Source organism: Pragia fontium DSM 5563 = ATCC 49100 (assembly GCF_900112475.1).
Taxonomy (GTDB): domain Bacteria; phylum Pseudomonadota; class Gammaproteobacteria; order Enterobacterales; family Enterobacteriaceae; genus Pragia; species Pragia fontium.
In genome coordinates this window covers 95,690-108,704 of record NZ_FOLW01000011.1, presented here as the reverse complement: position 1 = coordinate 108,704, position 13,015 = coordinate 95,690, and the positions used below count along the sequence as shown (strand labels likewise).

Here is a 13,015-nt window from a genome sequence, read left to right as displayed (position 1 = left end):
CCGCTGCCGCTCGACTTGCATGTGTTAGGCCTGCCGCCAGCGTTCAATCTGAGCCATGATCAAACTCTTCAATTAAAAGCTTGATGCTCAAAGATTACTTTCGTAATAAAACGTCTGTAATAAATTACAAATGAATTACTGCCTGGTCACTCTTTAAGACTTGGTATTTTTTGTTGCTGAACACCGAAGTGTTACAGCGTGAGATACCGTCTTGTGAGTGCCCACACAGATTGTCTGATAAATTGTTAAAGAGCATGGCCAACAGTAGCTTCGCTTGCTGTGGCACGGGCTGCGTATATTACGCTAATCCGTTTTAGAGTCAATTAATTCGTTAACTCTCTCGAAGGTCATTTTGTGAGTTGCCTCACATCCCGTTCGATGGAGGCGCATTATAGGGAACGGATCTTTTTGCACAAGGCTTTTTTGATAAAAAAAATTCATATGCGCATTTTTTACTCTTTCAGGCCCTTTTTAGCTGTTTTTTTAAACGTAATCGTCACTATTTTTGATCTGTCGATATCAAAAGGATCCAATTTACTTAAAATAGATAGGATCACTCATTCATTTTATAGGTGTACATCAGATGACCGAAGCTCTGCGCAACTATCTTCATCATTCGCCCAAAATAGCTAAACGTGTAATGGTTGATCGATCCAGTACGATCATTGGTCGGGTAGATTTAAGGGATGATGTCAGTATTTGGCCCTTGGTTGTTATCCGTGGGGATGTTAATTACATCCAAGTAGGGGCAAGGAGCAATATTCAGGATGGTTGCATTTTGCACGTTGCCCGTAAAACGGAACATAACCCAAACGGCTATCCGCTGATCATTGGTGAGGAAGTTACCGTAGGACATGGTGCAATTCTGCACGGGTGCATCATTGGTAATAGAACGTTAATCGGTATGGGAGCACGAGTCCTTGATGGCGCCAAGATTGACGACAACGTTATCCTGGGTGCCGGCAGTCTGGTTGGGCCGGGCAAGCATCTTGAAAAAGGTTATCTATATATTGGTAATCCGGCTCGAAAAGTCCGGCCACTCACTGAAGACGAAATTCAATCCTTAGCCGTTTCAGCCCAAAACTACGTGATTCTTAAAGATGAGTATCTGGAAGACTAGATTACAACCCAGCCATCATCCTCGAATGCTTCATCAAGGATCGCTTGCTCCAACTCATCTTCAAGATCCCAACGGTGTTGCCTGAACAACGCAATATATTGTTCAGGTTCCGCCGCTGAGCCATACCTATCACTTAATGTTTGGGCCGCAACACAACAGTAAATCTGAAAACCATTGACCTGAGCCATGCAAACAACACCATGGCGTATTGGATCCCACTCTTCACGATCGGTAAAAATGATCGCCTGATTCACTTAGTGAAATCCTGACGTAATTCGAGCAGCACGCTTTCAACATCTGGCATAACGCCATGCCACAGAGCAAAAGCATGAGCCGCCTGCCCAACCAACATCCCCAAGCCATCCGCATAGTTAGTAGCACCATAAGATGCAGCCCACACCAGAAATGGCGTTAATTCAGCCTGATAAAACATGTCATAACATGCGGTATTGACTGAAATCAGTGATGAAGGGATCGGCGGAAGATCGCCGCTGATACCGGTAGAGGTTGCATTAATGATTAAATCAAACTGTTCACCCTGCAATTCATCCGGCATTTTGCTGGTTATTGAACCATGATGAGAGAACAAATTAGCCAATACATCCGCTTTAGCATGGGTTCGGTTAGTAATCACTAACTCACAGCCATATGACAATAGCGGTAAAATCACACCTCGAGCAGCGCCACCCGCACCAATCAGCAGAATTCTCGAGCCCGACTGGATCATATTTAAGCGCTGTAAATCACTTAACAGACCAATACCATCGGTGTTATCGCCAAGTAGACGACCATCATCCAGGCGCTTAATGGTATTTACTGCACCCGCTGAAGCCGCTCGTTCAGTTAGCTCATCACATAGTGCAAAAGCCTGCTCTTTAAACGGCAGAGTAACATTAGCTCCCACTGCGCCATTGGCAAAGAAATGTTGAATCGCCAGCTCGAAACCCTCTATAGGCGCTAACTGAGTGCCATAATGCAGACGAATATTACAACTATTCGCAAACAGCTGATGGATACGTGGTGATTTGCTGTGCCCAATAGGGTTACCAAAAACGGCAAACTGTTGCATAACGCTCCTGTAGATAGTTATCCCTGCCGGAATAATTTTCCGGTTAATGCATCTCTTATTTCTGATGGCTTCTGACGGCCACCTACTAACCCGCTAAGTACCGGAAATGACGGACCAAACTGCTGATGAACGCACTGTTCTGTTTTACAAGGTTCCAGACCACTCAGATTAGCGCTGGTTGAAACAATCGGTTTACCAAAAGATAAACACAACTCCCTCACCAGTAAGTGATCACTTACTCTAACAGCCAGAGAATCAAAGCGACCAGTCAGCCATTTTGGCGTTGTTGGCCGAGCTGGCATCACCCAAGTCACCGGCCCCGGCCAGCATGCAAACACCCGCTCTTTTTGTTCCAGTGTCAGTTGTTGATCGTCAACATAGGGCCGAAGCTGCTCATAATCGGCAGCAATTAATATTAGGCCCTTTTCCCATGAACGCTGTTTCAGCTGTAACAGCCGATCTACCGCCAAACGATCGTCAGGATCACAACCTAAGCCAAATACAGCCTCGGTAGGATAAGCCACAACCTGCTGCTGGCGGAGTTGGTTTACTATTAATTGTAAATTATCAGTCATCTTTATCTGTAAGAACTTCTTTGCCACATAGTTTACTCGCACAAAACAGGCGATTTCCCCGAGAAGTGCGTTTTTCCAGAAGTAGAGGATAGTCGCATATTGGACACACACCCGCTATCGGCGTGTAATTCAAGGTAAATTGACATTCAGGATAGCGATCGCAAGAGTGAAAGACCTTGCCATAACGAGACTTACGCTGGAGTAGCTTTCCCTGTTTACACTGTGGACAGGCTATCTGTGTTTCATCAGGCTTATCTATAACTGCAATGTAATCGCAATCAGGATAGCTGCTGCAACCAATAAACATGCCATAGCGCCCCTGTCTGAGAACCAACGTCTCACCACATTTTGGACAGTTCTGACCCTCAAGCACTTTTACCACATGCCCATCGCTCTGAGGCTTAAATGAGTGGATATAAGTACATTCCGGATAGCGTGAACACCCCTGAAACGGCCCCTGTTTTCCACTACGGATAACCAGCGGAGCGCCACACTCGGGACAGAGCTCTTCACTTTTACCAGTAAACAATGCCGTTTTATTCATAACCTCACTGCCATCTATTTAAGTCATCTACACAACTGACCATCTACCACTCTTAATACCCGACAGTCTACCTGATTAGCACTATTTTTATACCGTCTTGTTTAACCGCTGCGAATATATCCTCCCTGAACACCCTTCACACAACCGGATAATTCCAGTTCGAGTAACTGAATCATCACATCAGTAACGGAAAGCTGTGTTTTTAGCGCCAGAATATCAACGGGAGTCGGTTCATGACTAAGATAACGATATAACGGTGACATTCCTGACTGACTCTCTGTGTCTTTGACCTTTATCAGCGGTTCCGTTAACGGTTCCAATGGTAATGATGGCAGCCAGCAGAGTGAGCTATTCAAGTTTTCAATAATGTCCGTAGGCTGCGCCACCAGCATCGCCCCCTGCTGAATGAGATTATGGGTTCCTTGACTGTTGTGATTATCCAACGGCCCCGGAATCGCGAACACTTCCCTTCCCTGCTCCAAGGCATATTTTGCCGTAATCAGTGAGCCACTGCGTAATTCGGCCTCAATCACCAATACCCCCAAACTCAGTCCGCTAATGATGCGATTTCTGCGAGGAAAGTACTCGGCTCTGGCTTCAGCAAACGGCAAAAACTCAGAAACTAAAGAACCATTCTGTTCCAGAATTTGCTGTGCTAAACGCAAATGACTCTTAGGATGCAACTTGCCCAGCCCACTGCCCAATACTGCAATGGTTGTCCCTTCAACTGCCAGTGCCCCACGATGACAAATGCCATCAATACCAACGGCCAACCCACTGGTAATTGTCAACCCACTCGCCGCCAGTTGCTGTGAAAAATAGTTGGCCCACCGCTCCCCATAGTGGCTATAGCGCCGACTCCCTACCATGGCCAACTGTGGTGTACTCAGGTTCTGCTTCCCTCCTTTAACAAACAAAGCCACAGGAGCACCAGCAATATGGCGCAGCATTTCCGGATAGTCGCTATCCGCATAAGTGACTAAATGACAATCAGAACCGGATAGCCAATCCAAACACTTCAACACGTCATATTTATCGGCATGGCTAAACAGATGACATTGTTCTTCACTAAACCCCAAGTTAGTCAGCAATCGTTCATTAAAATCAACATCCTGAAAAGAATATGGATTTAATCGTCGGATATAAGGCAGTTTCGGTCCGGATATCATCAATAATCTCAGCCACCATTCTTCCCGACTCATTAGGTAACCTGCATTCAATAATCAAATTTCAATAAAACTAAAACATAAAAGAGGCTGGATTAAGGATGAAAGTAAAGTATTTGGGGCAACTACGTAATTTTATTAAAAAACAACTGAGCAATAGCATTTATTATCGGCAAATATCACAATTCTACGGTTCAGTAGTCTGCATAAAAAAATCGTCTAACCCTACTATCTATCGCTTCAATAGTTGACTGATACTGTCAATCATCCTCGGAAAGGTCTAGAATATAGGAATCAAATTTTATCCATAAAGATGGCGATTTAGAGATATATGGCAGTATTACCCGTCCTACATTTTCCTGATGAAAGATTACGCATCAAAGCTAAACCGGTGGCAAAAGTGACACCGGAAATCCAGCGCATCACAGACGATATGCTGGAAACTATGTATGAAGAAGAAGGTATTGGCCTTGCTGCAACTCAGGTTGATATTCACCAGCGTATTATCGTGATTGACGTTTCAGAAAACCGCGATCGGCCTTACGTGATTATCAACCCAGAAGTGCTGGAAAAATCTGGGGAAACCGGTATTGAAGAGGGCTGTCTGTCAATTCCAGAATCTCGCGGTTTCGTTCCTCGTGCAGAAAAGATTAAAATTCGTGCCCTCAATCGTGACGGTGAGGCTTACGAAATAGACGCTGATGACCTGCTGGCCATCTGTATCCAACATGAAATGGATCATCTGGAAGGTAAACTGTTTGTTGATTACCTCTCCCCCCTTAAGCGTCAGCGTATTCGTCAAAAGTTAGAAAAAATCGCCAGACAGGAATCGCGTTCAAAATAATCTGAATAGCGCGTCCTCGATAAAAGATAGGAAATTACAGTGTCTGAACCTTTGCGAATTATTTTTGCTGGTACCCCTGATTTTGCAGCGCGTCACTTAGATGCGCTGCTTTCGTCTCATCACCACATTGTTGGGGTTTTCACTCAACCCGATCGCCCTGCTGGCCGCGGTAATAAACTGACTTCAGGCCCGGTTAAACAACTGGCGGAACAACATAACATCCCAGTATTTCAGCCGAAATCCTTACGACCTGAAGAAAATCAGCAGTTAGTAAAAGCGCTAAATGCCGATGTGATGGTGGTGGTTGCCTATGGTCTGATCCTTCCCTTGGCAGTATTGAACATGCCGAAACTGGGTTGCATTAACGTACACGGCTCTCTGCTACCAAAATGGCGGGGCGCAGCGCCAATTCAACGTTCTTTATGGGCAGGCGACAGTGAAACCGGCATTACCATTATGCAAATGGATGAAGGTCTGGATACCGGGGATATGCTGTATAAGTTGACCTGTCCTATTTTGGCTGAAGACACCAGCGCCACCCTGTATGATAAGCTGGCTCAACTGGGGCCACAGGCCTTATTAAACACGTTGGAACAGTTTGCTGCCGGTACCATCCAGGCTGAAAAGCAGGACGATACCCTAGCCAACTATGCTGATAAGCTGAGTAAAGAAGAGGCTAAACTCGATTGGTCACTCTCTGCGGAACAATTAGAACGCTGTATCCGCGCGTTTAATCCATGGCCAGTGAGCTATTTCGTGGTTGATGATCAACCAGTGAAAGTCTGGGCGGCAGAAGTGCTGAATACGCCTCATCAGGTTCAGCCCGGTACCATTATTGATGCGGGAAAATCCGGCATCCAAATCGCCACCGCTCAGGGCATATTAAACATCACTCAACTCCAACCTGCAGGTAAAAAAGCGATGTCAGCTCAGGATCTACTGAACTCTCGTCGTGAATGGTTTCTTCCCGGCCATCATTTAGCCTGATGCCAGCGCCGGTTGTTTCACCACCGGCGCTGTTAATACTTATATCGCTGCGGTCAAATTTTGCTATGAATAACAAATATAATCTTCGGGCTATTGCCGCAAAAGCTATCGGTCAAGTTCTTGATAAAGGCCAATCGCTAAGTACCGTTTTGCCCGAACTCCAAAAAAACATTTCCGATAAAGATAAATCGCTACTGCAAGAGCTGTGCTTCGGCACCCTGCGGGTTCTGCCGGAACTCGAATGGTATCTACAGCAGCTGATGGAAAAAGTACTCACCGGTAAACAGAGACCCCTTCATTACTTATTGATGGTTGGCCTGTATCAATTACTGTATACCCGCATTCCCCCTCATGCCGCCGTCGCTGAAACCGTTAATGGTGCGATTACGCTAAAACGCCCGCAGATGAAGGGGCTGATTAATGGAGTTATGCGCCAATTTCAGCGCCAGCAGCAAGAACTTACCGCACAGGTTCAAACTCAATCCAGCCGTTTTTTACACCCTGGCTGGCTATTGAAGCGCATACAAGATGCCTATCCTGAACAATGGCAACAAATCGTTGATGCGAATAACCAAAAGCCACCGATGTGGTTACGAGTTAATCGTCAACACCATAGCCGTGATGAATATCTTGAATTACTTCAGTTGGCGGGGATTGAAGCGGTTATTCATCAGGACTATCCGGATGCTTTGCGCTTAGTTACCCCTTGTGCCGTTACTGCGCTACCGGGATTTGATGCCGGTTGGATTACGGTGCAGGATGCATCAGCACAAGGATGTACTCCTTTACTCGAACCGCAAAATGGCGAAATCATTCTGGATTTATGCGCAGCCCCCGGCGGCAAAACCACCCATATTTTGGAAGCAGCACCGGAAGCACAGGTCACCGCCGTTGATGTAGATGAAAGTCGCTTAAAGCGAGTAGCAGAAAACCTAGCCCGCCTGAAACAACAGGCTACAGTGCTATGTGGTGATGGCAGAACTCCCGAAACCTGGAGCAATGGTCAAATATACGACCGCATATTGCTGGATGCCCCTTGTTCAGCAACTGGAGTCATTCGCCGCCATCCAGATATTAAATGGCTACGCCGCAACAGCGATATTGATGAATTAGTTGCACTACAGAAGCAAATCATCGACGCCATCTGGCCTCAGCTTAAATCGGGAGGAACAATGGTTTATGCCACCTGCTCCATTCTCCCGGAAGAGAATACATTACAAATAAATGACTTTATCCACCGCCATAGCGATGCTCATTTAGTGAATATTGGTACGGATGAATCACCTTATCGTCAAAATTTACCATCACAAGATGGTGGCGACGGATTTTTTTATGCCAAACTAATAAAGGCATAAATTCGAACTGTTGCACAAAGCGTATTCAGCGCTAAAAAGAGAACAAAATGAAGATTATTATTCTCGGTGCTGGTCAAGTTGGCGGCACTCTGGCAGAAAATCTGGTCGGTGAAAATAACGACATTACGTTGGTTGATAACAACATTGTCCGGCTACGTCAGTTGCAGGACAAATTCGACCTGCGGGTTGTTCAAGGCCATGCCTGTCACCCTCGAGTACTGCGTGATGCAGGGGCGGATGACGCAGATATGTTGGTCGCGGTGACTAACTCCGACGAAATTAATATGATCGCCTGCCAGATAGCCTATTCGCTATTTAACACGCCAAACCGTATTGCGCGAATTCGCTCGTCGGAGTATATCCGTGAAGAAGATAAGCTGTTTGAACCTGAAGTGATCCCGGTCGACCATATTATCTCTCCGGAAAAGCTGGTAACCGATTATATTTACAAGCTAATTGAATATCCCGGTGCGCTACAGGTGGTGAACTTTGCTGAAGGCAAAGTAAGTATCGCTGGTGTTAATGCCTATTATGGTGGCCCACTAGTGGGTAACGCCTTATCCTCGCTGCGTGAGCATATGCCGCATATTGAAACTCGTGTGGCCGCGATTTTCCGTCAGGATCGTCCTATTCGTCCTCAGGCCTCCACCATTATTGAGGCGGGTGACGAGGTGTTTTTCGTCGCTGCGTCAGAAAATATTCGCGCGGTCATGAGTGAGCTGCAACGTCTGGAAAAACCGTATAAGCGTTTGATGATTGTTGGCGGCGGTAACGTTGGTGCCGGGCTGGCCAAGCGTCTGGAAAAAGATTACAGCGTAAAGCTTATTGAACGTAATGCTGAGCGCGCGGCAGAATTAGCTGAAATGCTTCAGGATACCGTGGTTTTTTGCGGCGATGCCTCCGATCAAGAATTGCTTACTGAAGAGAATATCGACCAGATCGATCTGTTTATCGCCCTAACCAATGATGATGAAGCTAATATCATGTCAGCCATGCTGGCTAAACGGCTGGGGGCTAAAAAAGTTATCGTTCTTATCCAACGCCATGCCTATATTGATTTGGTTCAGGGCAGCGTAATTGATATTGCCGTTTCCCCTCAACAGGCGACCATTTCCGCCCTTCTGGGGCATGTCAGAAAAGCCGATATCGTTAGTGTGTCTACCTTACGTCGTGGCGTTGCCGAAGCTATCGAAGCCATTGCTCACGGAGATGACACTACGTCGAAGGTTGTCGGCCGCCAGCTGGAAAATATTAAGCTACCACCGGGCACCACTATCGGAGCGCTAGTCAGAGGAGATGAGGTGATTATTGCCGATCGGGCTACCGTTATTGAACAGGGCGATCACGTCATTATGTTTTTGGCAGATAAAAAATATATCTCTGATGTTGAAAGGTTGTTCCAACCGAGTCCCTTCTTCTTATAATTATCACACGGTTTATTCCCTGAACAATATGGGAATAAATCCAATCTATTCTTTCGAAAATATGGAAAAATTGCGGTCTGTGGTTATGCTTATAAATAACATATGTTCTGATAAAGGTAATTGTATATGAGTCTGCTTAAAGAATTTCGCGAATTCGCGATGCGCGGTAATGTGGTTGACCTTGCCGTCGGTGTAATTATCGGTGCCGCCTTCGGTAAAATAGTATCGTCGTTGGTTTCTGACATTATTATGCCACCGTTAGGCCTACTGATCGGTGGAGTAGATTTTAAACAATTTCAATTCGTATTACGCGCGGCTCAAGGTGATACGCCAGCGGTTATCATGCATTACGGCGTTTTTATCCAGAATATTTTTGATTTTGTCATTGTTGCCTTTGCCATTTTTATGGCGATTAAACTGATGAATAAAATTCGTCGTGAAGAGCCACCAGCGGCACCTCCAGCACCAACAACGGAAGAAAAATTGCTGACAGATATTCGTGATATTCTGAAGCAACAGCAGAAATAGCGCTAATTAGTCACTTTCACATCTGAAAATTAACGAAGCCCCCATTTATATGGGGGCTTTTTAATGTCTTATGCCGTATGTTTTATTCATTTGCACAAAAATAAACGTACAAATTTCATGCAAAACAGTTAATCAACCAAAATTTAAAATAAATTTAACAAATTTTGTCGACTGAAACGTGATAATAACGTCACGCCTGCTGTAATAAAATTGGCAATTTACACAATAGTCTCGAGCCAAGCGCCAAAGCAAGATGTGAAACTTTACACATTTTTAGCCCCCAACCATTCCCTATACTTTGCTACGTCAGATTATATGTAGCAACGTTATCGGAGAATAGGTATGCCGCAATTAACCGCCCAACATCTATATCAAAGCCTACAGCATGCGGTTAAAGCCAGAGCTGAGAATACCGCTATCTATTTTGAAGGCCATAAATACAGTTACGATCAGTTTAACCATAGCGTTAACCTGAATATCACCTGCTTGATGGAGAATTTTAAGCTCAAAAAGGGTGACGTTATCGTACTGGCTTTAGGCAATCGCCCTGAATTCTGCACGTTATTTTATGCAGCAATGGCTCTGGGGGTCATAGTGGTCCCTCTAAGCACCAAGCTTAAGTCTGATGACAGCAATATTATTTTAGATAGCGTTGAGGCTAAAGTGGTCTTTTTTGATCCGGATAATCAACCCTGGCTAGCGGTGAATACGGCAAAAGAGCAACGTATTTCACTCGCTAATTGGCAATTTATATTACGTAATGCCGACGACCGGGCGTTGCCAATATCCGTTAATCAAACCGAGATCTTTGCTGATGATATTGCAGCGATTATCTACACATCAGGCACCACCGGATCGCCAAAGGGCGCGGCCATAACCCACAGTAATTTTCTACATGCTATCCATGCTTATAAAGATATTCTCCAGCTAAATGCTGATGACAGTACTATTTTACCCATTCCTATTTGTCATATTACTGGCTTATCCGCCCTCCTCTGCTTATTTATTCATATTGGTGGAACCATTCACTTACAGCAACGATTTAATGCTGAAGAAATTCTAAAAACAATCCACCAGCACAAAATTACATTTATGCATGGTTCCCCTACGGTATTTATTTTCCTGACTCAAGAATCAGAAAAAAACCAGGAAAAATATAATTATTCCAGTTTAAGAATGATTGCCTGTGGTGCCGGTCATTTAAATACCGGTCTGATTGATAAATTAACCCAATTATTTCCACAAACAGAAATACGTCCAATATATGGCCTAACGGAAACGACTTCTCCCGCCAGTATATTTCCAGTCGATGTTAGACACAGCGATAAAGTTGGCAGTTCAGGTTTACCGATACCCGGTTTGGAATGTCAGATTAGAGACGATAATAATCGACTGCTTGCTACAGGAGAAACTGGCCATTTATGGTTAAGAGGACCAGTAGTGATTAAACAATACTGGAACAACCCTAAAGTAAACCAGCAATACTTTCACGATGGCTGGTTCTACACCGGCGATATCGCCAGCCTCGATCGGGATAATTACCTATTTATCAAAGATCGCAGTAAGGACATGATTAACCGAGGCGGTGAAAAAATATACTGCATAGAAATTGAGAATTTGATTTCTAGCTATCCTGGCGTCAAGGATATCGCCATTGTCCCAAGACAAAGCGATATCTATGGAGAAGAAGCGGTAGCGTTTATTATCGCCCAGCAAGATAAGCCACTCGTCAGCGATAATATTATTCAATGGCTATCGGACAAAATCGCTAAATTTAAAATTCCCTCAAGAATAATTTTTATTCCTGAGCTTCCTAAAAACACCAATGGAAAAACAGACAAAATAGAATTAAGACGGAGAGCAAACAGCCTCCATTAATAATAAAAATTAAATTAATTCAACAGGAGATAATTAATCTAATTCAATAACGTTATTAGCTAAATAATAAAAAAGACAATGTCCATTAATCGGGCTATGGCGACTTATTCCCGAAATAAAACATTCAGCTAATAAACCCTACACTGAATAACAACCTCAGCAATGAGGGGAGAACGTCAATCATGTCAAACGTACAATCGAAAGTTGCATCGTTAGGCCAAGCGGCAATAACGAATGCCAAAATATATAAACATCTCATGCCACTACTGATTATTGTTTATATCATTAGTTTTATTGATCGAACCAATATCGGTATTGCTAGGGCTTCAATGTCAATTGACCTAGGCCTCTCTGCAACCGCATATGGCTTAGGCGCAGGGCTATTCTTCCTGACTTACTCCACCATGGAAATTCCCAGCAATCTGATTATGGCACGGGTCGGTGCTCGCTTCTGGATCACCCGAATTATGATTACCTGGGGATTAATTTCTGCCGGTATGGCTTTCGTTACCGGGCCTATATCTTTCTATGTGATGCGTTTACTGCTGGGTGCCGCAGAAGCCGGGCTTTATCCCGGAATTATTCTTTATCTGACCTACTGGTTTGGTCGAGAGGAACGAGCCAGAGCGGTAGGCATGTTCCTGCTTGGTGTTTGTATTGCCAATATTGTTGGTGCCCCTTTAGGTGGTGCATTGCTCATGCTAGACGGCGTTGCTGGCCTGCACGGTTGGCAGTGGATGTTTATCGTTGAAGGTATTCCAGCCATTATTCTGGCCTTCTATGTCTACGCTGTATTACCCGATAAGCCCCGCGATGCGAAATGGTTAACGCCTGATGATGTTTCCTATATTGAAACTAAACTGGCCGCAGAACAGCCCGCTGGCGTAGATAAAAACCAAAAGTTCTCATTTAAAACAGCGTTTACCAATAAAACGTTTCTGCTGGTCGTAGCTATCTATTTTACTCATCAGATTGCGGTCTACAGTCTGACTTACTTTCTACCAAGCATCATTCGCAGCTATGGTGAGATGGGTACCTTTACCCTTGGCCTATTAACTGCCATCCCATGGATTGCCGCAGCCCTCGGTGGTTTCTTCCTGCCGAAATACGCGAATACCGCGAAACGCTCCCAGATGATGCTGGTTTCAGGCTTTATGTCGATGGCGATTGGTTTTGTTATCGGCGCGCTGGGCGGTCCAGTTCTCGGACTTATTGGCTTCTGTATCGGCGCCTCAATGTTCTTCGTAGTGCAGTCCATCATCTTTACTTACCCGGCAACCTTGATGAGCGGCAACATGCTCGCCGGTGGGCTAGGACTACTGGCCTGCTTAGGTATCACAGGTGGCTTCTTTGGTCCTTACGTATTTGGCCTACTGGAAGATAAAACCGGATCGCCAAGCGCGGGTCTGTGGTTTGCCGTCATTCTGTTAGTTTGCGCCACCATTGGTGCCGCAATGGTAAAACAGCCGCCGAGTGCCAAAGATAACAACAGGGCTGAAGCAGAGAAATAATTGCCGCTGCGCTA

General features: G+C 45.0%; 13 protein-coding genes and 1 rRNA gene. 8 read left to right on the top strand and 6 right to left on the bottom strand.

Features of this window, described 5'->3' with window-relative positions:
• Positions 1 to 75: ribosomal RNA gene (locus BMZ28_RS14580) — 16S ribosomal RNA — on the bottom strand; the annotation flags it as partial.
• A 508-nt stretch (positions 76 to 583) separates the two neighbouring features.
• Here BMZ28_RS14580 and BMZ28_RS14575 point away from each other — a divergent pair.
• Positions 584 to 1,120: a gamma carbonic anhydrase family protein gene (locus BMZ28_RS14575; protein ID WP_047779728.1), complete on the top strand. Its 537-nt coding sequence runs from the start codon at positions 584 to 586 to the stop codon at positions 1,118 to 1,120.
• On the opposite strand, the gene BMZ28_RS14570 is transcribed toward BMZ28_RS14575, so the two are convergent.
• The 5 genes from BMZ28_RS14570 to dprA form a co-directional block, all read right to left on the bottom strand.
• Positions 1,117 to 1,374 (bottom strand): DUF1488 family protein, encoded by a 258-nt coding sequence (locus tag BMZ28_RS14570; RefSeq protein ID WP_047779727.1) that lies wholly within the window; start codon positions 1,372 to 1,374, stop codon positions 1,117 to 1,119. The genes BMZ28_RS14575 and BMZ28_RS14570 overlap by 4 nt on opposite strands.
• Positions 1,371 to 2,189: a shikimate dehydrogenase gene (aroE, locus tag BMZ28_RS14565; protein ID WP_074824270.1), complete on the bottom strand. Its 819-nt coding sequence runs from the start codon at positions 2,187 to 2,189 to the stop codon at positions 1,371 to 1,373. Before aroE ends, BMZ28_RS14570 begins: the two co-directional genes overlap by 4 nt.
• 17 nt (positions 2,190 to 2,206) lie before the next feature.
• Positions 2,207 to 2,764, bottom strand: coding sequence for an L-threonylcarbamoyladenylate synthase type 1 TsaC (gene tsaC, locus BMZ28_RS14560; protein WP_074824267.1), 558 nt, complete (start codon positions 2,762 to 2,764; stop codon positions 2,207 to 2,209).
• The gene (locus BMZ28_RS14555; RefSeq protein ID WP_047779724.1) at positions 2,757 to 3,308 is read right to left on the bottom strand and encodes a DNA topoisomerase family protein; all 552 of its coding nucleotides are present in this window, start codon (positions 3,306 to 3,308) and stop codon (positions 2,757 to 2,759) included. Before BMZ28_RS14555 ends, tsaC begins: the two co-directional genes overlap by 8 nt.
• 101 nt (positions 3,309 to 3,409) lie before the next feature.
• Positions 3,410 to 4,510, bottom strand: a complete 1,101-nt coding sequence (dprA, locus tag BMZ28_RS14550) for a DNA-processing protein DprA (protein WP_047779723.1) — start codon at positions 4,508 to 4,510, stop codon at positions 3,410 to 3,412.
• A gap of 295 nt (positions 4,511 to 4,805) precedes the next feature.
• Here dprA and def point away from each other — a divergent pair, with 295 nt between their 5' ends.
• From def to BMZ28_RS14515, 7 genes are all read left to right on the top strand, one after another.
• Positions 4,806 to 5,318, top strand: coding sequence for a peptide deformylase (def, locus tag BMZ28_RS14545; protein ID WP_047779722.1), 513 nt, complete (start codon positions 4,806 to 4,808; stop codon positions 5,316 to 5,318).
• Between the two features lie 39 nt (positions 5,319 to 5,357).
• The gene (fmt, locus tag BMZ28_RS14540) at positions 5,358 to 6,305 is read left to right on the top strand and encodes a methionyl-tRNA formyltransferase (protein ID WP_074824264.1); all 948 of its coding nucleotides are present in this window, start codon (positions 5,358 to 5,360) and stop codon (positions 6,303 to 6,305) included.
• 65 nt (positions 6,306 to 6,370) lie between these two features.
• Positions 6,371 to 7,660 (top strand): 16S rRNA (cytosine(967)-C(5))-methyltransferase RsmB, encoded by a 1,290-nt coding sequence (gene rsmB, locus BMZ28_RS14535; RefSeq protein WP_074824278.1) that lies wholly within the window; start codon positions 6,371 to 6,373, stop codon positions 7,658 to 7,660.
• A gap of 47 nt (positions 7,661 to 7,707) precedes the next feature.
• Complete coding sequence (gene trkA, locus BMZ28_RS14530; protein ID WP_047779720.1) at positions 7,708 to 9,084, top strand: Trk system potassium transporter TrkA; 1,377 nt, start codon at positions 7,708 to 7,710, stop codon at positions 9,082 to 9,084.
• A 126-nt stretch (positions 9,085 to 9,210) separates the two neighbouring features.
• Positions 9,211 to 9,612 (top strand): large-conductance mechanosensitive channel protein MscL, encoded by a 402-nt coding sequence (gene mscL, locus BMZ28_RS14525; protein ID WP_047779719.1) that lies wholly within the window; start codon positions 9,211 to 9,213, stop codon positions 9,610 to 9,612.
• A 342-nt stretch (positions 9,613 to 9,954) separates the two neighbouring features.
• Positions 9,955 to 11,490, top strand: a complete 1,536-nt coding sequence (locus tag BMZ28_RS14520) for a class I adenylate-forming enzyme family protein (protein WP_074824261.1) — start codon at positions 9,955 to 9,957, stop codon at positions 11,488 to 11,490.
• Positions 11,491 to 11,672: 182 nt separating this feature from the next.
• Positions 11,673 to 13,001: an MFS transporter gene (locus BMZ28_RS14515; protein ID WP_047779717.1), complete on the top strand. Its 1,329-nt coding sequence runs from the start codon at positions 11,673 to 11,675 to the stop codon at positions 12,999 to 13,001.
• Positions 13,002 to 13,015 lie beyond the last annotated feature (14 nt).